Source organism: Serratia sp. NFX21 (assembly GCF_048517035.1).
Taxonomy (GTDB): Bacteria; Pseudomonadota; Gammaproteobacteria; order Enterobacterales; family Enterobacteriaceae; genus Serratia; species Serratia quinivorans.
In genome coordinates this window covers 1,971,264-1,990,078 of sequence record NZ_CP183196.1, presented here as the reverse complement: position 1 = coordinate 1,990,078, position 18,815 = coordinate 1,971,264, and the positions used below count along the sequence as shown (strand labels likewise).

At 56.5% G+C, this 18,815-nt stretch carries 18 protein-coding genes; 5 read left to right on the top strand and 13 right to left on the bottom strand.

Features of this window, described 5'->3' with window-relative positions:
- Nucleotides 1-6: 6 nt before the first annotated feature.
- The 5 genes from ACNT1W_RS09460 to rlmF form a co-directional block, all read right to left on the bottom strand.
- Complete coding sequence (locus ACNT1W_RS09460) at nucleotides 7-1,014, bottom strand: alpha/beta hydrolase family protein (protein WP_419246697.1); 1,008 nt, start codon at nucleotides 1,012-1,014, stop codon at nucleotides 7-9.
- Nucleotides 1,011-1,640 (bottom strand): GNAT family N-acetyltransferase, encoded by a 630-nt coding sequence (locus tag ACNT1W_RS09455; protein ID WP_419246696.1) that lies wholly within the window; start codon nucleotides 1,638-1,640, stop codon nucleotides 1,011-1,013. Before ACNT1W_RS09455 ends, ACNT1W_RS09460 begins: the two co-directional genes overlap by 4 nt.
- A 10-nt stretch (nucleotides 1,641-1,650) precedes the next feature.
- Nucleotides 1,651-2,214 carry a TetR/AcrR family transcriptional regulator gene (locus ACNT1W_RS09450; RefSeq protein ID WP_419246695.1) on the bottom strand — a complete coding sequence of 188 codons (564 nt, stop codon included), beginning with the start codon at nucleotides 2,212-2,214 and terminating at the stop codon, nucleotides 1,651-1,653.
- A gap of 188 nt (nucleotides 2,215-2,402) precedes the next feature.
- Nucleotides 2,403-3,707, bottom strand: a complete 1,305-nt coding sequence (locus ACNT1W_RS09445; RefSeq protein WP_419246694.1) for a methyl-accepting chemotaxis protein — start codon at nucleotides 3,705-3,707, stop codon at nucleotides 2,403-2,405.
- 302 nt (nucleotides 3,708-4,009) lie between these two features.
- Nucleotides 4,010-4,975 carry a 23S rRNA (adenine(1618)-N(6))-methyltransferase RlmF gene (rlmF, locus tag ACNT1W_RS09440; protein WP_017892114.1) on the bottom strand — a complete coding sequence of 322 codons (966 nt, stop codon included), beginning with the start codon at nucleotides 4,973-4,975 and terminating at the stop codon, nucleotides 4,010-4,012.
- 120 nt (nucleotides 4,976-5,095) lie between these two features.
- Here rlmF and ACNT1W_RS09435 point away from each other — a divergent pair, with 120 nt between their 5' ends.
- Nucleotides 5,096-5,734 (top strand): flavin reductase family protein, encoded by a 639-nt coding sequence (locus ACNT1W_RS09435; protein WP_012005902.1) that lies wholly within the window; start codon nucleotides 5,096-5,098, stop codon nucleotides 5,732-5,734.
- 63 nt (nucleotides 5,735-5,797) lie between these two features.
- On the opposite strand, the gene ACNT1W_RS09430 is transcribed toward ACNT1W_RS09435, so the two are convergent.
- From ACNT1W_RS09430 to ACNT1W_RS09415, 4 genes are all read right to left on the bottom strand, one after another.
- Entirely contained in the window at nucleotides 5,798-7,654 is a 1,857-nt protein-coding gene (locus ACNT1W_RS09430) for a M3 family metallopeptidase (RefSeq protein ID WP_419246693.1), read from the bottom strand.
- A 49-nt stretch (nucleotides 7,655-7,703) separates the two neighbouring features.
- Entirely contained in the window at nucleotides 7,704-8,663 is a 960-nt protein-coding gene (gene ybiB, locus ACNT1W_RS09425; protein ID WP_259188104.1) for a DNA-binding protein YbiB, read from the bottom strand.
- A 39-nt stretch (nucleotides 8,664-8,702) separates the two neighbouring features.
- Entirely contained in the window at nucleotides 8,703-9,335 is a 633-nt protein-coding gene (locus ACNT1W_RS09420; protein WP_419246692.1) for an FMN-binding negative transcriptional regulator, read from the bottom strand.
- Nucleotides 9,336-9,398: 63 nt separating this feature from the next.
- Nucleotides 9,399-10,820 (bottom strand): MFS transporter, encoded by a 1,422-nt coding sequence (locus tag ACNT1W_RS09415; RefSeq protein ID WP_419246691.1) that lies wholly within the window; start codon nucleotides 10,818-10,820, stop codon nucleotides 9,399-9,401.
- Between the two features lie 100 nt (nucleotides 10,821-10,920).
- On the opposite strand from ACNT1W_RS09415, the gene ACNT1W_RS09410 reads away from it, so the two are divergent.
- A complete protein-coding gene (locus ACNT1W_RS09410; RefSeq protein WP_259188101.1) occupies nucleotides 10,921-11,757 on the top strand; it encodes a helix-turn-helix transcriptional regulator in 837 nt (278 codons plus the stop codon).
- A gap of 47 nt (nucleotides 11,758-11,804) precedes the next feature.
- Here ACNT1W_RS09410 and ACNT1W_RS09405 read toward each other — a convergent pair whose 3' ends face one another.
- Nucleotides 11,805-12,719, bottom strand: coding sequence for a DMT family transporter (locus ACNT1W_RS09405; RefSeq protein WP_419246690.1), 915 nt, complete (start codon nucleotides 12,717-12,719; stop codon nucleotides 11,805-11,807).
- Nucleotides 12,720-12,855: 136 nt separating this feature from the next.
- Between ACNT1W_RS09405 and ACNT1W_RS09400 the strand changes: the two genes are divergently transcribed.
- Complete coding sequence (locus tag ACNT1W_RS09400) at nucleotides 12,856-13,290, top strand: Lrp/AsnC family transcriptional regulator (RefSeq protein ID WP_012005895.1); 435 nt, start codon at nucleotides 12,856-12,858, stop codon at nucleotides 13,288-13,290.
- Here the strand turns inward: ACNT1W_RS09400 and dinG are convergent, their stop codons facing one another.
- The 3 genes from dinG to ACNT1W_RS09385 are packed head-to-tail and all read right to left on the bottom strand — an operon-like array spanning nucleotide 13,291 to nucleotide 16,260.
- On the bottom strand, nucleotides 13,291-15,489 hold the full coding sequence (dinG, locus tag ACNT1W_RS09395) for an ATP-dependent DNA helicase DinG (protein WP_218215805.1): 2,199 nt from the start codon (nucleotides 15,487-15,489) through the stop codon (nucleotides 13,291-13,293).
- Between the two features lie 14 nt (nucleotides 15,490-15,503).
- Complete coding sequence (locus ACNT1W_RS09390; RefSeq protein WP_012005893.1) at nucleotides 15,504-15,938, bottom strand: tautomerase family protein; 435 nt, start codon at nucleotides 15,936-15,938, stop codon at nucleotides 15,504-15,506.
- Between the two features lie 4 nt (nucleotides 15,939-15,942).
- On the bottom strand, nucleotides 15,943-16,260 hold the full coding sequence (locus ACNT1W_RS09385) for a carboxymuconolactone decarboxylase family protein (protein ID WP_419246862.1): 318 nt from the start codon (nucleotides 16,258-16,260) through the stop codon (nucleotides 15,943-15,945).
- 394 nt (nucleotides 16,261-16,654) lie between these two features.
- Here ACNT1W_RS09385 and ompC point away from each other — a divergent pair, with 394 nt between their 5' ends.
- Both ompC and ACNT1W_RS09375 read left to right on the top strand, forming a co-directional pair.
- Nucleotides 16,655-17,752 carry a porin OmpC gene (ompC, locus tag ACNT1W_RS09380; RefSeq protein ID WP_261130321.1) on the top strand — a complete coding sequence of 366 codons (1,098 nt, stop codon included), beginning with the start codon at nucleotides 16,655-16,657 and terminating at the stop codon, nucleotides 17,750-17,752.
- A gap of 191 nt (nucleotides 17,753-17,943) precedes the next feature.
- A complete protein-coding gene (locus ACNT1W_RS09375) occupies nucleotides 17,944-18,795 on the top strand; it encodes a GNAT family N-acetyltransferase (RefSeq protein WP_261098889.1) in 852 nt (283 codons plus the stop codon).
- The last annotated feature ends 20 nt before the right edge of the window (nucleotides 18,796-18,815 follow it).

Genomic DNA, 18,815 nt, shown 5'->3' with positions numbered 1-18,815 from the left:
CAATCATCACCGCGGCGTGCAGGGGTGGGCGGCAAGGAACGCCGCCACATCCTGCAGGTAAGCGTCATACTGTATCGATCGCGGCGCAAACAGGCCGACAATCTTGATCAACGACGGGTAACGCACAAACAGCGGTTTGACCATGGCATGGTCAGCCTGCTCGATTCGCATCACCGTCAACAGATCGGCGGAGATGACTTGCCGGTAAACGCGTTCAGTTTCGTTCGCGTCAACGTTAATGTCACGCCCCCCCACCATCAGGTGTACCGGTGTTTTGTAATGGCTCAACCCCGCAGTGGCATCACTGGCCATGTTGGCTCGAATAAACTGCCAGCGATCGGCACTCAAGGCCGCCGCAGCACCATACTCTCTGCGGTACTGCGTGTAACCGTCCGGCTGTTTTAACAAGGACAGCACGCGCCTCCCCTGTGCTTCGCGTTCCTGAATTCGTTGCTCATCAATACCTGCAGCCTCCATTTCCGCTCGGGTGTTATATTGCCCTTGCGTTAACCAGTTGATCGCCGGAGACATCACCAACGTAAAAACGATATCGGGCCGCAGTCGTGCAACTTCTGGCATCACCCAACCCGCCTGGCTTGCGCCCCACAACCCGACACATTGCGGGTTAAAGCGTCCGTCTTTTCTGGCCCAGTCAATAATGTCCGCCGTTTCTTTTGCCCGGTCATTCATGGTTTGGTGCAACCAATTGCCAGAAGAGCCGCCGACACCCGGTTTATCAAAAGATAAAACGGCATAGCCCTGTTCAGCCATGCTTTCCCAAATACTGTAGTAGGCTTCGTCACGGCTGGCATTGGCAGGGCCATCACCATGAACAAAGACAATCACCCCCGGCTTCCCCTGCATGTTCTTCGGCAGCACCAGCGTACCGGCAAGTGAGTTCCCACCAGCGGCCAACCGAACCGGTTCTGTGACATATTGATAGTCATTGACGTTGAGAACCCAGCCTAACGCCACCACAAACAGTGCCAGTAAAGAAACGACTATTTTTTTCATCGTGTTTCCCCGATGCGCTTCTCCATGAGCAGCCAGTTTGCCTGGCGAAACAGCAACCACAGCGAAGCATGTCTCTCCCGCCGACCGATGTTGAAACCACATTGTTGATACAGCCGCCGTGCGCCGGTATTTTGTTGGCTCACGTGCAAACGCAGCCAACGGTTAGGCCGCTGTGCCGCCGCATACTCCGTTATCCATTGGATCAACATTTTCCCCACGCCTTTGCCCCGCTGCTTTTCATCCACCGCCAGGTAGGAGAGATACAGTTCACCGCCAGCAGGATCATGCTGTAACGTCACGATTTGCAGGTACATGCGCCAAAAGTTCAGCATGCCGTAACGGCGGCACAAACGCAGGATTGGCAACGGGCGTTCCCTTAACGCAGAATTACCCAGTCGCCCCGCTGACTTGAGCCCAAATGCTGCCACTACCTTACCCGCTCGCCTAACGACAAAGCTCTGTTCCTGACTGGTGCTCTGTTTCCAGCTCCACAGCCAGTAAAACAACCGCCATTGTTGACGTGCGCTCAGCCCGCACTGGCGTTGAAATTTGTCATCGAAGGCAGAGTAAATCAACGCTGCCGTCTGTAATCGGCAGGATTCGCGGTAAGGTTGTATATCAAACATTTTGCCCCCATTACCCTTGCGTGAAAATCAACTGTTCCAGCAAGTGATTGGCCACCGTCGACGCCTTGCGAGGGAAAATCGCCTGCCGCCAGGCCTGGCCTTCAATCACGTCCAGAATCAGTTGGGCAAGCTCGCGCGGATCCAACGCTACCGCAATCTCGTCAGCCTGCTGCGCCAGAACGATAACCTGCACCAGTGCATCCATCAGTTGCTGCTGGTTGGCATCAAATCGCTCCGCCAGGGTGGGATTACGCGCAACCTCCGCCACAATCTCTGCCGACAATTGCACGCTGTCCGGTGCAGACACAAAAGCGTGATAAGCGTTGAAAAAGTCGGACAGCGCCTGCTTTGGTAGATGTTTCCCTGCGGTCAACTGTGCGGCAAACTCGCTGAAAAACGCATTCTCCAGCAACGCGATTTCACCAATCAAATCATCCTTACCAGCAAAATGATTGTAAAGATTGCCCACGCTGACGCCCGCTGCCAGTGCGATATCTCGCATACTGGTCTGGTGAAACCCCTTGTGGGTAAAGCTATGCAATGCGGCATCAACAATTTTTTCTCGGTTTCCCATGGTTCTGTCTCGCGGTTGAAATGTGGCTAGCGATGTTCAAAACAACTAAAAGTGAACGAACGTTCGTTCACTTTTAGTTGTAGCATACAGAATGTCAAACCGGCGAGTTTGAACCAAAGATAAACAATCAGGAGAATAGTAAAGCGATAAAGGCGCTAACCCCGTTGCCAGGGCTAGCGCAGGGGCGATCAGTGCAATGCACCTTCTTGTTTAACCGACGTGAAAGTCTGCATAAGTTTCACCACGTCCTGCATACCCACATTCACCTGATTGATCACCTCACCGGCATCATGCGTCAGGGCAACGCCACCGCCCGCTTGCTCCACACAGACCGCCATTCCGGCAATCGCCGCCGCCACGCCCTGTTGAATCGCTTTGGTAATCCTTTCGATTTCTGTCGCCGCCTGGCGGGACTGTTCTGCCAGAGTACGCACTTCGTTGGCGACCACGGCAAAACCGCGCCCGTGTTCCCCCGCGTGCGCGGCCTCAATAGAAGCATTGATTGCCAGCAAATTGGTTTGAGAAGCAATTTTACGGATTGACTCCACCATGGCACCAATTTGCTGTGATCCTTTGCCCAGTTCGCTGACCACGGCGGAAGTATCGCGTGCGGCCGCTTCCACCTGCTGCATGCCCGCCACCGCCTGCTGCACGATCACCGCCCCCTGCGCCGCGGTTCTGTCGGTATCCAAAGAAAGATGGTGCGCATTGCGAACCATCTCTTCCTCGTGCTGCTGCTGGATCATCAGCCGGGTAATGTCCTGGGCAATCTTCACCACTTTCACCAGCCGCCCATCTTCGTTGAGGATCGGGTTATAACTGGCCTCCAGCCAGACTCGCTCCCCACGACGATTTACCCGCTCAAAACGCCCGGTGATAAACTCACCGCGAGCCAAACGTTGCCAGTGCTGACGGTAATCGTCAGAGGCGGCAAATTCTGGCGGGCAGAGCACCGCATGCGACTGTCCGCGTGCCTCCTCCAGCCGATAACCCATCAGATTCAACATATTGTCATTAGCGTCGAGGATCTTTCCCTGTGCGTTGAAAGTGATCATCGCCATAGATCGATTTAACGCTGCCAGTAAACTTTGATGTTCCTGTGCCTGGGTAATGCGTTCGGTCACCACGCTGGCAATCTTGACGATCTCCATCACCCGCCCCTGCTTGTTCAATACCGGGGTATAGGTACCCTGCAGCCATACAACTTCACCGTCTTTGCGAATGCGCTTTATATTGTCGGTAATCGGCTTGCCATGATTTAACATTTCCCAGTGCTTACGGTATGCCGTACTCGTAACATATTGCGGGTCACAAAAAATACGGTGATGTTGGCCGATCACTTCCTGGCTCTGGAATCCCATAGTTTGCAGAAATAAATCATTGGCTCGCAGCACGGTGCCGTCGGGTTTAAATACAATCATGGCAACGGCATTTTCTATCGCGTTCAATTCCGCACGGCTGTGGGTGTTTAACTGACTGAATCGTAACAGCATAGGGTAAAAATCCTTCTGGCAGATGATTTAGCGAACAATGGCTTCTCATTTTATTTTTACGCACGCCGCGCCCACACGCAGGCGCGCATCAACCAGAGAAACAGGCAGGCCTAATTCTCCAGACAGATAACGCTAACCGGGATAAATATATCAATTCAGTAAAGTAACTATTAATTTTTGAATAAATAATTAAATCAGGATTTTTATTATGGTAGCCGCATTGAGAATAACGCAAGTTGAAGAAATTGAAAGGAAAACGCGAAGTATTATTGGCGCCGGTTAAATAACCGGCGCCTGGAAAATTAGCGCCAGCGTTCTGCCGCCCAGGCGGCCTGCTGCTCGGCGTCATGGAAGGTCCAGGCGACAAAGCGGCTGATCTTTTGCCCCTGCGCCATCTCGATAGTGCGCACTTCCGCCACCCCGGCCAACTTCGCCGCGTGATAAATCGACGGCAAAGTGGTGTGTTTGGATATCAAAGAAGTGAACCACAGGCAGTTCTGCGCCTTGCTGACGCTTTCTTCGACCATTTTACGCACGAAGGCTTCTTCGCCGCCTTCACACCACAGTTCGTTATTCTTGCCGCCAAAGTTCTGTACCGGCTTGTCGGCCACTTCGCCCTTGCCCAACTTGTGCAGTTTGCGGCGGGTGCTGGCCTGCGCTTCCTGCTCGGAGCCGTGGAATGGCGGGTTGCACAGCGTAGCGTCAAACTTCTCAGCCACACCAATGATGCCGTTAAAGATAAACTCCGGCTGTTTTTGCAGGCGCAGGCGCACGCTGTTTCTTAACGTCGGGTTCATTTCGACGATCATTTTGGCCGAATTGAGCGACACCGGGTCAATCTCTGAACCGGTAAAACGCCAGCCGTATTCGCGCAGGCCTACGATCGGATAAATGCAGTTGGCACCAATGCCCACGTCAAGGATCGCCACGCCTTTGCCACGCGGGATCTCACCGTCGTTGCTGGTCGCCAGCAGATCGGCCAGATGGTGCAGGTAATCGGCGCGCCCCGGGATTGGCGGGCACAGGTAATCGGCGGGAATATCCCAGTGCTCGATACCATAGAAGTGTTGCAGCAACGCACGGTTGAGCATTTTAACCGCCGCCGGATCGGCAAAATCTACCGAGATATCGCCCCAGGCGTTCGGCTTGACGAACGGCTCCAACGCCGGGCAGCTGGCGATCAGCGCCGGAAAGTCATAGCGTGAGCGATGACGGTTACGCGGGTGCAGTCCGCTTTTCTGCTGCGGGAAGCTTTTCTTTTTTTCCACCGTGACGGGCTCTCTTAAAGGTATTTCTGGCGCGTAAGATACCATAAAGCGAAGACAAACTTGCAGGCGGCGGGAAACACGTCAAAATATTAGCTCTGTTTCCCCTATCTCAGGCCACCTATGAGCAGTGAGTCCCGTTATTACTATGAACCCGCCGCCGGCCATGGTTTGCCACACGATCCGTTGAACGCCATTGTCGGCCCGCGCCCGATAGGCTGGATTTCCTCGGTCAGCGTCACCGGCCAACGCAACCTGGCACCCTACAGTTTTTTTAATTGCTTCAATTATCGTCCGCCGATCATCGGCTTCGCCAGCAGCGGCTGGAAAGACAGCGTGGCGAACATCGTCGAAACCGGGGAATTTGTCTGGAATCTGGCGACGCGTCCACTGGCCAATGCCATGAATAACAGTTCCGCCAGCCTGGCGCGCGGTGAAGATGAATTTGCTTTTGCCGGCGTGACACCGCTGCCCAGCCGCCTGGTGAAGGCCGAACGCGTAGCGGAAAGCCCGGTTAACTTTGAATGCCGCCTGTCGCAGTGCATTCAATTGCAAAGCGCCGCGGGTGACAAGGTGGATACCTGGCTGGTGTTGGGCGAAGTGGTGGCGGTGCATATCGATCCCGCGCTGCTGGACGAACACGGCATCTATCAGACTGCCGCCGCCGAACCAATTCTGCGTGCCGGTGGGCCGAGCGCCTACTATGGCATCTCGGAACAGCACCGTTTCGACATGACCCGCCCGGATGCGCAGAAGCGCTGATCGCTCACGGGTGGTGATAAAAAGCCCGCCGGTGCAGACACGCGGCGGGCTTGTTCAGCGATTTCAGGCCAGACGTGCGTTAATCGCTGCGGCGAAGTCACGGCACATCTTTTCATCGCCCTCGGCGTTATCCGCCAGCACCTGCTCGCCATCCACCACGCGGATATGCGCTGCCAGGTCGAAGTCCGCCGCCGTTTGCGGCCGGGCAGCGGCAGCAGCGATGGTCTGCTGAGCATCCTGCCACGCCTGCGCCACTGTCTGGTTACAGGCCTGCGCCAGATAGTCCGGGTTAAAGCCTTCGCCGGTCAGGCTGCGTAGCGTCTCATCATGGCTGACACCGTTACCCGGTAGCCAGTAGTGGTGCGCCAGATCCGGGCCAATCGCCGGGTTATCGGTAAGATAGCCGTCACGCTGCAAGAAGAAATGGCGCGTCTGTTCGACCGCCATCAGTGCCAGCAGATACCCCTGATAGGAACAGGCCGACTCCAGCGACAACAGATGCGGGATCGCCAGCGTCGGACGCGGGCTGCCGCTAATGCCCAGAATTTTGTGCTCAACCTCGCGCGCCAGTGCGGTAATCGCCTCTGGTGTCAGCTGTTGCTCATCCCACTGATACAGCGCCCATTCAAAGTAAGGCACCAGCAGAATATGACGTTCATTGAACGCACGCATCGGCTGGCGTGCCGCAATACTGGCCTCAATCAGCGCGTCCGGCACCGGCTCACCGGCGGCGTTTTTCGCATAGCGTTTCAGCCAATCGGCGTCGTCCAGCAGGCTGTCACAGAACATCGACTGGGTTTCCGCATAGGCCATTGAGGTCGGCGGGAACTCCTGCGAGAAGCAGGGTGCGTTCTGGCAGATATTGGCAAAGTGCGCAGCATGGCCGCCCTCATGGAACAGCGTATTGAGCCCATGAGCGCCACTGCCCACCTGATCCGGCTGCGCCAGACTGGTGAAATTAATCCGCGCCGGCAGCCATTTCCCCTGCTGGATAAACGGCGGTACCGGGCCGTGCATAAAGCCGTTTTCATACTTGCCCTGACGCACCAACAGATCGAGATCCATCTGCGCGCCACGAAAACCGATGTGCAACCTTTTGAAGCTGTTGATCCAACGTTCAAGCGACTGGGCAAACGGGAAGTAAGGATCCAGTTGTCGGGTCACGTCACCGGCGCTGGCGAAGCGCACGTTCCAGGGTTGCAGCGCCTGCTCGCCCTTTTGCGCCGCCAACTGCTGCAGACTGCGTGAATTGGCCTCGCGGGTTTGCTGCTCAAAACGATCCAGAATGGTGAACAACTGCTCCGGCGTCATGCGCTCGGTTTTGTTGACCTTGTAGTCGAAATAGTTGCGAAAACCCATCTGGCGCGCAAAGCGGTTACGCAGGCTAATCAGCTCCGGCAAACCGTTGTGCAATAGCCACTGTTCCAGCTCACGCAGCGCATTCTGCGAACTGCGGCGGTGGTCTTCATTTTCATTGGTGGCCTGGTTGGTCAGCAACTCACCGAGCGAGGCGTTCACCCGCTGCCCGGCGGCATTCAGATGGCTGACCGGGTTGGCCTTGCGCCGGGTATACAAGTCCGCCTCGGCACTGATGATTTGATCCAGCAGCGTCTGGGCCTCGGCATCTTCAATGGCGTTACAGTCAAAGAAACGCAGCCAGCCATTCAGCCCATGTTGCAGCGCATCGCGCTGTGCGTCCTGCGGCAGAACTTCCAGCCCAGCCAGCAACTGACGAATTTCCGCCAATCGACGCGGTTCGGCGATAAAGCGTTTATAAGCGCTTTCCGCCGCCGAAAAGTGTGTTGAAACATCGTCACCACCGGTGCCCATATAGTTGTGCCAGAACAGATCTTCTTTGGTGCGGTGAACCTCAAGATAATCCTGATTCAATTGATTGAAGTAATCGAGAGCCTGTTGCATAACCATCCTTTCAGCCGAATAGCGAAGTGTTCCAGTATAGCCAAGGGATTTACGCGCTGCGTAAACGTTCCAAACCCTGTTCCAGGGTGTCAACCTCACCGGCGGCCAGCAGGCAGCAGGCAATCTGGCGTTGGATCGCCAGCGGAACCGCCACCTCACCCGCCAGGCAACGTTCGGTCCAGCGCGCGGTGGTCTCGGCATCTTTTGCCGCCGGCAGCTCGGGAATTTCATCCTGCACTGGTCGTTCCAGCAGCACCTGCTGCTCGCCGTTAACCATGTAATGGATCTGTGGGCATCGCTGCGGGTTGGCATAGGCCTCGCCTTCGGTACCGTGCATCAGTAGCCCACGAGCGCCGATTTGGCGGAAAAACGAGGCCACACGGCCGACGTATTCCGGGTGCGACACGCTGGCAATACGCAGCACATCCTGCTCGGCAAACGGGGTGGCCAGTTTGGCCAGGGTATGGGCGCTGTTACGCACCCCCATGCGCCAGCGCAGGCCAAGTTGACGCTCCAGAGGGGCAGACAAGGTGGAAACCGGGATAAACACGACTTCACCTGCATCCAGGCGCTGCTGCGCATGAGCAACATCTTGCGACCAGGGCAGGCCCAACGCCTGGAAGGTTTCGGCGCTGGTGACGCGGGTGCTGTCATCGAGCACGCCATGTACCACCACCGGCAGACCGACGCGTTTGAGCAACAGCGCCAGTAGCGGCGTCAGGTTCGCCTGTTTGCGCGCGCCGTTATAGCTCGGCAACACTACCGGCATCGGTCGCCCAGACGGAGCCTGCAGGCGGATCACCTGCTGTTGCATCGCCTGATAAAAGCCGAGCATTTCCTCTTCGGCTTCGCCTTTAATCCGCATGGCAATCAGGATGCCGCCCAGTTCCAATTCGCCAACCTCATCGGCCAGCATCTTTTGATAGAGCTGAAAGGCGGTTTCCCGATCCAGATCGCGCGCATGGTTCTTGCCACGGCCGATCTCTTTAATGATTTTGGTGTAATCCATGGTCTGCTTTCCCCTGATTCAGTCTGGAGCCAGCATACCTTATCCACGCCGCCGCTCAACCTCATCTGCCAGTTGCTGCTGGTCAACATCACCGGCTCGCAGCGCGGCGATCACCCCCTCGACATCTTCGGCGTTGCGGTTCTGGCTCATCTTCCATTTGCCTTCGCGGTGAGTCACGGAGATCTCAATACCGACAATGCCCCGGATCTGTGCAGCGATATAATTGGCCGGAGCATCGCCGATATGCCAGGGTTCAGGCTGGCGGCCTTCCTGCAACGCCGTCAACCCGTCCAGCTGTTGTCGCAACCAGCCAGCGTCCTCCGTTACCCGCGGCACACCGCGCAGTTGCACCACGCTGTAATTCCAGGTCGGCACCGCCTTGCCGGTCTGACGCTTGGTTTCATACCAGCCCGGCGAGACATAGCCCTCACGCCCCTGAAACACTACCAGGCACTCCTGCAGGGTCTGTAGCAAGGACCAATGGGGATTGGTGCGGGACAGGTGCGCCCGCAACACAATATTGCCCTGCTCATCGGCGTCAATCAAAAACGGCAGCGGATCCGCTACCAGTCCCTGTTCACCGTAGCTGATTAACATGCCCAGCGGGTGGGCACGTACCAGAGCAATTTGACTTTCCAGGCTGTCATCGCGAAATGAGGCGGGTTGGTACATGACGTCAGGCATCCTTCAACGTTATCGGGTGGATGAATAGCAATAACACCCGCCACAGCTTTACTAAAGATCCACTTTGCGCTGTTGTTGGATGATCCACCTCAGCAGCCCCAGGGCAACGGCCATCGCCAGCAGGTTGTAAACCATGGCCCCGGCAAACGCCCGCCCATAACCCTCTGCGCCCGCGCCGCCCGCCAACAAGGGAACAAAAAACGCGCCGCTGGCGGCAATCCCCAACGCCCCACCCACCTGTTGAACGGTGGAAATCACCCCGGCCGCCATCCCCGCCTGTTGTTCTTTTGCCAGTCCGAGCACCAGGTTAAGCAGCGGTGTCATACTCAGTGCCTGACCAAAACCCAGAACAACCAGCCCCGGCAACAGCCACAGTGGCTGAACCAGCGCCGCGCCCCACAGCACCTGCGCCACCAGCAGTGCCATCCCGGTGGCGTAAATCACCACGCCAAGCGCCAGCACGCCATTGCCCCAGCGCTGTACCAGCGTCGGTGCCAGCAATGAGGCCAGCATAAAAGCCACGCTGGCGGGTGCAAACAGGCTGCCGGCCTGAAACGGCGTCAGGCCAATACCCGCCTGCAACAGCAGGGCAAAACACAGAAAAAACGAAGAGGCGGTCGAGTAAATCGCCAGCACCACCATCACGCCCGGGGTAAAACTCCCCTGCCGCAGCAATGCCGGATCCAGCACCGCGTCCCCCGCACGCTGCGCCAACCGCCGTTCCCAGCGGATAAAGGCCCACAGCACCGCTATACCCAGCGCCAGCGTAGGCAACACCCACCAGGGCCAGCCACGCGACGGCCCTTCCAGCAGCGGAACCAGCAGCAGCAACAGCCCGGTTGCTGCCAACAGCAGGCCAACGCCATCCAGCCGCTGCGCCTGTTCGAGACGTGATTCGGGAATACGCCGCGCCGCCAGCATGGCCAGCGCTCCCACCGGCAGATTGATCAGAAAAATCATTCGCCAACCGCTGCCGAAGATATCGGCTTCGATAATAAAGCCACCGAAAATCTGACCAAAAATCGCCGCCAGCCCCAGCGTCATACCCAGCCAGGCAAAGGCCCGCCGCCGCCGCTGCGGGCCATACAACACGCGCAGCAACGCATAGATCTGCGGGAACAACAGCGCCGCCGTCGCCCCCTGCAAAAAGCGCGCTACGATCAACATGCTCAGAGAGGTCGCCAAGCCACACAGCGCAGACGTTAACGTAAAGCCCAACATGCCGAGACTGAACATGCGACGACGACCAAAGCGATCGCCCAACCGCCCACCGGCAATCAGCAACACGCCGAATGCAAGCTCATAACCGGCAATAATCAGACCCAGGCCGGCAAAATCAGCGGCGAATTGTTGCTGGATCACCGGTGCTGCCACGTTCACCACAAACAGGTCGAACACCGTGACAAAACCGCCCAGTAACAACACCGGCAACCCCGACAGACGACGATCGTCCCCCGCTAATGACTGTTCCATAATGACCTCCAGAGATTGGGATGGCGGCAGTATGGAACATGTCTTAAACTGTTACTATATAGCCAGTTATACTATTACTAACAGCAACAGGACAGCCACTATGCCGCCGCGTACTCTCAACCGCACCCGCCAGGATCTGGCGGATTTTCTGCGTCAAAAGCGCGAGAAATTATCGCCGCAGGCAGTAGGTCTGCCGAGTGGTACCCGGCGCAGGACTCCGGGGCTGCGACGGGAAGAAGTGGCCGCTCTGGCAGGCGTCGGTCTCACCTGGTATACCTGGCTGGAACAGGGGCGAGAAATCAATGCCTCGGTGGATTTTCTGGAGAATCTGGCACGGGTGCTGAAGCTGGACGCGACCGGGCGCTACCATCTGTTTTTGCTGGCGCATCAGCGCCCGCCGGTACCGGTCGGTCATCAGTGGTGTCAGGTTTCGCCGCTGGTGCGCCGCCTGCTGGACGACCTGCAACTGCGGCCGGCTTACGTCATGAACCTGAGCTGGGACATCATCGCCTGGAACCCGGCGGCGGATTTGCTGTTCGCCATCGGCGATCGCCCGGCGGAGCAGCGCAACATGCTGTGGATGCTGTTCGCCGATCCGCAACTCAACCAGCGCCTGGTGGAATGGCAGGCACAGGCGCCTCAGGTTCTGGCCAGCTTTCGCCGCGACTACGCCCGCGCGCCGGAAGACGCCACCATGCAGCAACGGGTGCAGGCACTGGAACAAGTGTCGCCGCAGTTCCGCCAACTGTGGCAGCAGCATGATATTCACGGTCGTTGCCAGGGGCAGCGTACTTTCAAGGTGCCGGAGGTCGGCCAGGTGACTTTTGAACATGCTTCGTTCATTGTCGATGAGGAAAATCATTTACGACTGGTGATGTACAGCGCGCTGGCGCAATGCCCGGCCAGCGCGGCGTTTGAGGCGTTATTGCAGGGGTAAGGCTATTTACGACTGTCAAAAATCAGCTTACAAGCCAGCCCGGCAAATCACTGTTCAGGTACCTGCTTGCCGCCTGGCGCAGCCGTTAGCCGCACGCGGCGCTCACCCAGCAGGTTCATGCCTGCGGTTGCCAGCAGGATAATGGCCGCTCCGGCAAACTGCAGCGCCACCAAGCGATGGCCAAACGCCAGCCGGTCTACCAGCATGGCGGCAATCGGATAAATAAACGACAGCGAGCCGATCAGGTTGGTCGGCAGCTTTTGGATCGCGCCATACAGCAACACGTACATGAACCCGGTGTGCAATACCCCGAGCGTCAGCAGTATGCCCCATTGCCCGGCATTGGCCGATGCATGGAAATCCACCAGCGGCAGCAGCATCACGACGCCGACCGTCACCTGGATCAGCGCAATCAGATGTGGCGGCGTTCCTTTCAGCCGTTTGGCGGCCAGCGCCATCAGGGCATAGAAAAACGCCGCCCCCAGCGCCAGCAGAATACCCATCAGGTAGTTGTTCTGTCCGCCCGCCTGCTTCGGCTGCGCCAACACCACCAGCATCATGCCGATAAACGCCAGCACCAGCCATAACAGTTTACGGGCAGTCAGTTTCTCACCGAGGAACAACGCACCCAGCGCCACCAGCATAAACGGCTGGGTGTTGTACACCGCCGTAGCGATGGAGATCGACGCATAGGAATAAGCGGCAAACAGCAGCAGCCAGTTGACCACCAGCGCAATGCCACCGGCAATCGCCACCAATAGCGTGGTACGGGTCAAACTGTCACGCCGCAGTTGGCCCAGCGCCGCGCAAATGCCCAGTAATACCAGCGCCCCCACCGCACAGCGCCAGAACACCACATTCACTACCGATTGGCCCGACATCAGCACAAACCAACCAATGGTGCCGGAAATCAGCATCGCGGCAACCATCTCCAGCGAGCCGCGTTTTATCTCTGCGTTCATCGTTGTTTCCTCAGGATAACTCAATACGCTTAGCTTGCGACTTTATCGCGCCGGTTTCTATGGCATAAAAAAGGCCAACATGCTTAACTGCCTTTTTATTTAAGGCATAAATCCAAATTAACCTAATGGGGAACTTATGGATGATATCGATCGCCAAATACTGACCCTGCTGGCGGAAGACGCACGGGTGTCACTGAAAACGCTCAGCGCCAGAGCCGGGCTGTCTTCACCCAGTACTTCAGAGCGCCTGCGGCGGCTGGAAGAAAATGGTGTGATCCAGGGTTATACCCTGAACGTCAACTTGCAGGCATTGGGCTACGCTTTTCAGTCGCTGGTGCGCATCAAACCGCTGCCGGGCATGCTCAAGAAGGTCGAACAGTTGATCCAGGATATCCCGGAGGTGATTGAGTGTGACAAGGTGACCGGCGAGGACTGTTTTATCGTGCGGTTGGTGGCGCACTCGATGGAGCAACTCGACCAGATCCTCGATCGACTGGCCGAACGCGCGCAGAGCAACACTTCCATCGTCAAAACCACGCCGGTGAAGCGCCGCCTGCCCCCGCTGCTTTGATTAACGCGTACGTCGGCGGGTAAACGGACTCTTGCGCTTTTTGTCTTTTTTCTCCGCCGCAGCGGCAGATTTAATGGCGGCCAGGTGTGCCTTGTCGGCCTCCGGCACTTCCCGCTGTTCGATAGGAAATACCGGCAGTGACGCCAGCAAACGCGAACCGTAGCTTTTGGTCAGCAGGCGGCGATCGTAAATCACGATCTCGCCGTGGCATTCATTACTGCGGATCAGTCGCCCCACCTGTTGGATCAGGTTGAACGAGGCGCTTGGCAGGCTCTGCACTTCAAACGGATAACGCTTCAGCGATTTTAGCCATTCCCCCTCGGTCAGGATCACCGGGCTGTCGATCGGCGGGAAAGCGATTTTGTGGATATGCACCTGGGTCAGCAGCTCACCTTTCAGATCCAGCCCTTCGGCAAACGACTGCAGGCCGATTAACACGCTGGCCGTGCCCTTTTCGACCCGTTTACGATGTTCTTCCACCAGCCGATAGCGTGGCTGATCGCCCTGTACCAGCAGCATCAGGCGCAGATCGGTCACATAGCTGAGGAAGGTCTGCATCGCCCGGTGGCTGCTGAACAGGATCAGCATCCCTTTGTGCTTGCCAGTGGCCTGCTCGGCGCGGAAAAAGCGCGCCATCTCTTCCAGATGTTCGGCTTCATTGGCCATCGACGGCTCAAAGCGCATATTCGGAATAACAATTTTGCCCTGTTCCACATGATTGAAGGGGGAAGACAGGGATTCAAAGCGATCGCCGGCCTTTTCACTCAGGCCGCTCATTTCCTGCAGCCGCGCAAAGCTGTTCAGCGAGCGCAACGTCGCCGAGGTGATCACCACGTGCGGCACCTTGCGCCACAGCAGCTTTTCCAGCTGATCGCTAACGCGAATGCCCACACAATGCAGGTACAGGTGGGTCACGTTATCACGCAGATCGCGCGTGACCCATTTGGAGATCGGTGCGTTGGAAGATTTATCCAGCGCGGCCAGCCGCCACAGTTTACTCATCGCCTCCAGATAGCCCAGGGTGCGGCTCATCTGAATGATCGAGCGGTGCAGCCGCACAATGTCGTGCTTGCCGGTCTGTTCGCTGAGATCGTTGACGATAAACTCCGCCAGCCCGCGCAAGGCGTCGGTAAGCTTGAATAATCGTGCGCAGGTTTCTACCATCTCCGTCGGCAGTTCCCCCATTTCAAATCGATGTTCGGCGATGACCGTATCGGTCGGCAGATAGGCGCTGACCTGATGCTCAAAGATTTGGATCAGTTCGCGCAGTTCTTCACAGTGGTTCTTCAAACGTTCGTCGTTTGCCAACCCCGGCGGGCTTTTCGGTCGGTATTGCGTCATGCACAACTCAACCTGGCGCACGATCATGTCCAACTGCAGATTGGTCGACAAGGCGGTGATTTCACCTTCAATCTCCAGCGCGTCACGCGCTACCTCCGGCAAATGATGCCCTTCGTCCAGCACCAGCAGCAGCTCTTTCGGGTTCGGCAGTACCGACTCGGTTTCCAGCGCCGCCATCACCAACGCATGGTTAGCCACCACCACATCGGCGGTTTCAATCTCTTTACGCGCGATATAAAACGGGCATTCACGAATGTAATGGCAGTTACGGCCCAGGCAGTTGGCTTTATCGGTGCTGAGCTTGATCCACAGCGGATCGTCAATCGACAGCTGATAATGGTCGCGAAGCCCGTCCCACTCATGGCGGCTAAGCGCCTTGCTCAGTTTTTGACACAGCGCCTGTTCTTCACCGCTCGAAGGCGCAAGTTCGTCACCCAGAAACAGCATCAGGTCGCCCTGCTCGCTCACGTCAGTGCAGAGCGCCGCCAGGTTACGCGGGCAAACATAGCGCCCGCGGCCAAAGGCACCGGTAAATTTCAGATCGGGAATGATCTTCTTCAGCAGCGGCAAATCCTTGCTGTAGATCTGATCCTGCAGTGCCACGTTGGCGGTGCTGACCACCAGAGGTTTACTCTCTGCGCGGCCGACGGCGATCCCCGGGATCAGGTATGACAAGGTTTTACCTACGCCGGTCGGAGCCTCAATCGCCAGATGGCGCGGGTAATCACCGGCCAGCGTTTTTGCCACTTCGGCGATCATCTGCCGTTGCGGTGCACGGGAAATAAAATCCGGTATTTGCTGCTGCAGGGCTTTGTACCACTGGCCAATCTGATCTTTAACTGCGGGGGAGAGCGCCATTCAACTCTATATCTCTACGAAATGATGGCGCTATTGTCCCACAGACCGTCGGCCACGTCAGCCTGGCCTTCAATCATTGAGGCGCGTCCCGCACTGAACGACCACTCATCCAATTGAGTGGTGGTGATCACCACCATCACATCCTGCGGACGCAACTGGAGATTCTCCGCCAGCAACGCCGCCAGCCGTTGATAAAAACGCTGCTTGGTGGCGGTATCACGCGGACGGCCTATGGTGATGTAGAACAGCACATAGTCCGCTGAACGCGGGCCGCCAAGATAGTCGCGATCATAAATCAATTCGCCGGGGCGGTATTGATCGATGGCCTGAAACTTATCGGCTGCCGGGACATTGAAGGTTTCGACCAGCGCCTGGTGCAGACTGTCAGACAGGGTTTTCAGGTATTGCGCTGATTTACCCTGGTGCAAAGCGATGCGGCTGAATGGCATGAGACTACTCCTGTTTCAGTTCGCGCAGGCGCGCCACGGCAGAGGCCGCCGCGGGCCAGCCGGCATAGAACGCCAAATGAGTGATCAACTCGGCAAGCTGTTCGACGTTCACGCCATTGCGCTGGGCCAGTTGCAGATGAAACGGCAATTGCTCCACGCGGTTGAGCGCCACCAACACCGCCACGGTGATCAGGCTGCGCTCACGCGGAGTCAGTATTGGCCGCTGCCACACGTCGTCGAATAATACGCTGTCACTGAGTTGTGCCAGCTTGGGGGCGATGTCGCCGAACGCCTGCTGCCCGGCCTGTTGGGAAGGTTGCATCATTTTCTCCTGTCGATTTACCAATAGCCTGAAACTACCCGCAATCACGGCAGGTAAAAATCGGGATTTTTGATATTGAAGGTCCACAAAAACAGGATGGTTAAAACAGGGTAACGGCGCGCAAGGTAACCCAATGTATAAATCTCACACATGATTCCTCCAGAAACCTGGAGCGACATTGTTAGCGATAAACCGACCACCGACAGTTGTCCGAAGAAGAAATTCATTCTTTCCGCAACTTTTTTAATCGTTCGACATGGAAATGAATATTTTGTCATAAATAGATCACATAACTACGGTAAAAAACCTGCGCTGCAAACAAAACGGGCGGCACAGTGAAACAGCAGTACAACTGATGATAAGCGTCTTTCAATCGAATAAAGCAGGGTAAATCATGAAACGTAATCTTCTGGCCGTAATTATTCCGGCACTTTTAATTGCGCAGACAGCACAGGCAGCAGAAATCTATAATAAAGACGGCAACAAACTTGATTTTTACGGCCGCGTAAAAGCACTGCACTATTTCTCTGACGATGCCGGTAATGATGGCGATAAAACCTATGTGCGTATCGGTTTTAAAGGCGCTACTCAAATTAACGATATGCTGACTGGTTATGGCCAGTGGGAATATCAGATTTCAGCTAACCATTCTGAATCCGACAGCGCGAAAGACACCAAGACTCGTCTGGGCTTCGCCGGTCTGAAATATAAAGATATCGGTTCATTCGACTACGGCCGCAACTACGGCATTATCTATGACGTCGGCGCCTGGACGGATATGCTGCCTGAGTTCGGTGATGATGCCTACGTCAAGACCGACAACTTTATGAACGGCCGTACCAACGGCGTAGCCACCTACCGTAACAACGACTTCTTCGGCCTGGTTGAAGGTCTGAAATTCGCGGTTCAGTACCAGGGCAAAAACGAAAACGACGGCCGCGCCAACAGCAAGGCGAATGGCGACGGCTGGGGCCTGTCTTCCAGCTATGAAATCATCGACGGCCTGAGCGTCGGTGCTGCCTACGCCTCTTCCAACCGTACCGCCGGCCAAAAAGCAGGCACCTTCGGTAAAGGCGATAAAGCGGATATCTGGGCCGGCGGCCTGAAATACGACAATAACGACGTTTATTTGGCAGCGACCTACTCGCAAAGCCGTAATATCGCGCCTATTTCCGGCACCGCGACCATCAATAACACTTCTACCTCCGTTAGCGGCTTTGCCAATAAGGCGGAAGGTCTGGAACTGGTTGCGCAATATCAATTCGACTTCGGTCTGCGCCCATCGCTGGGTTATGTTCAGCAGAAAGGCAAAGATATTGAAGGCATCGGCGATGCCGACCTGGTGAAATATATCGACGTTGGCGCTTACTACTATTTCAACAAGAACATGTCGACCTACGTCGATTATAAAATCAACCAACTCGACGGCGATAATAAGCTGGGTCTGAAAGACGACAACGTCATCGCCGTCGCCCTGACCTACCAGTTCTGATGTGATGAATAACCACCACTGCAAACCTTAGCTTCACTTGATACCCAGAGTAATTTCGCCGGGCGGCAACGCCCGGTTTTTTCATTTGGTGCCCTGGCCGCCCTTCGCCTCTCATCGCCGCATCAGGAAACTTGCCTTACAAAACAAACGGGTCTACATCTATATGTTGCGCAAATCAACCTGGATGACCTATGCCAAACACTTCCCCATTCGAATACCACTCAGCGTTGCGCTACAGCAGTGATGAGCTGGCGCAGATCCTTTGCCACTGTTTTGAAAACTACATTGTGCGTTTCATCATTGACGGTGCCACCTTCGCCCGCCGCTTTGGCGCCGAAGACCTTAGCCTGAATGACAGCATTGTCGTTACGCACCAACAGCAACCGGTGGCGCTGGCGTTGATTAGCCGCCGTGGTTTGCACAGCCGGGTATCGGCGCTGTCCATCCGACCGGAAATGCGCGGCAAAGGGTTGGGAAAAGCGCTGATGAAACGCATTGTCGCCGATGCACGTGAGCGCGGTGACCGCCAGCTGTCGCTGGAGGTGATCGAAGGCAACGACCCCGCGATTGCGCTGTACCATCAGGCTGGGCTGCAAATCGTCCGCACGCTGACCGGCCATCTGGCAGGCGAGCAAACAGCTGGCGACATTGTGCCGCTGCAGGAAATTGATCCGCTGTTCGTCTCCCACCGCCTGATTGCCGATGGCGCCACCGACCTGCCTTGGCTAATCGCCCCGGAATCGCTGTTCAAACTGCCCGGCAAGCCCTATGCCTTTGCCCTGGAACAACACCAGGCCTATGCGGTGGTGCAGGTCGGCGCGGATAAGTGCTTTTTACGCATGATTTACGTCCCGCCGCAGCACCGTTTCCAGGGCCATGCCCGGGCGATGCTGGCCGCGTTACAGACGAAATTCGCGTCGCTACCGCTGACGGCCAACGTTTACGTTCCCGAAGTGGCTGCCCCCTTCTTCGCCAGGCTCGGCTGGCAGCAGGACGCGTTACGCCAGTTTGAAATGACGATGACCTTAGGCACACCACAATAACAAGCAGAGAGTGATTCATT

Bases quoted from the DNA above. Each gene is read 5' to 3' on its own strand.
- ACNT1W_RS09375 (WP_261098889.1), top strand. From the start codon at position 17,944: ATGCCAAACACTTCCCCATTCGAATACCACTCAGCGTTGCGCTACAGC.
- ACNT1W_RS09460 (WP_419246697.1), bottom strand. From the start codon at position 1,014: ATGAAAAAAATAGTCGTTTCTTTACTGGCACTGTTTGTGGTGGCGTTA.
- ACNT1W_RS09400 (WP_012005895.1), top strand. From the start codon at position 12,856: ATGGATGATATCGATCGCCAAATACTGACCCTGCTGGCGGAAGACGCA.
- ACNT1W_RS09390 (WP_012005893.1), bottom strand. From the start codon at position 15,938: ATGCCATTCAGCCGCATCGCTTTGCACCAGGGTAAATCAGCGCAATAC.
- ACNT1W_RS09385 (WP_419246862.1), bottom strand. From the start codon at position 16,260: ATGCAACCTTCCCAACAGGCCGGGCAGCAGGCGTTCGGCGACATCGCC.
- ACNT1W_RS09420 (WP_419246692.1), bottom strand. From the start codon at position 9,335: ATGTACCAACCCGCCTCATTTCGCGATGACAGCCTGGAAAGTCAAATT.
- ACNT1W_RS09410 (WP_259188101.1), top strand. From the start codon at position 10,921: ATGCCGCCGCGTACTCTCAACCGCACCCGCCAGGATCTGGCGGATTTT.
- ACNT1W_RS09445 (WP_419246694.1), bottom strand. From the start codon at position 3,707: ATGCTGTTACGATTCAGTCAGTTAAACACCCACAGCCGTGCGGAATTG.
- ACNT1W_RS09415 (WP_419246691.1), bottom strand. From the start codon at position 10,820: ATGGAACAGTCATTAGCGGGGGACGATCGTCGTCTGTCGGGGTTGCCG.
- ACNT1W_RS09455 (WP_419246696.1), bottom strand. From the start codon at position 1,640: ATGTTTGATATACAACCTTACCGCGAATCCTGCCGATTACAGACGGCA.
- ACNT1W_RS09405 (WP_419246690.1), bottom strand. From the start codon at position 12,719: ATGAACGCAGAGATAAAACGCGGCTCGCTGGAGATGGTTGCCGCGATG.
- ACNT1W_RS09435 (WP_012005902.1), top strand. From the start codon at position 5,096: ATGAGCAGTGAGTCCCGTTATTACTATGAACCCGCCGCCGGCCATGGT.
- ompC (WP_261130321.1), top strand. From the start codon at position 16,655: ATGAAACGTAATCTTCTGGCCGTAATTATTCCGGCACTTTTAATTGCG.
- ACNT1W_RS09430 (WP_419246693.1), bottom strand. From the start codon at position 7,654: ATGCAACAGGCTCTCGATTACTTCAATCAATTGAATCAGGATTATCTT.
- dinG (WP_218215805.1), bottom strand. From the start codon at position 15,489: ATGGCGCTCTCCCCCGCAGTTAAAGATCAGATTGGCCAGTGGTACAAA.
- ACNT1W_RS09450 (WP_419246695.1), bottom strand. From the start codon at position 2,214: ATGGGAAACCGAGAAAAAATTGTTGATGCCGCATTGCATAGCTTTACC.
- ybiB (WP_259188104.1), bottom strand. From the start codon at position 8,663: ATGGATTACACCAAAATCATTAAAGAGATCGGCCGTGGCAAGAACCAT.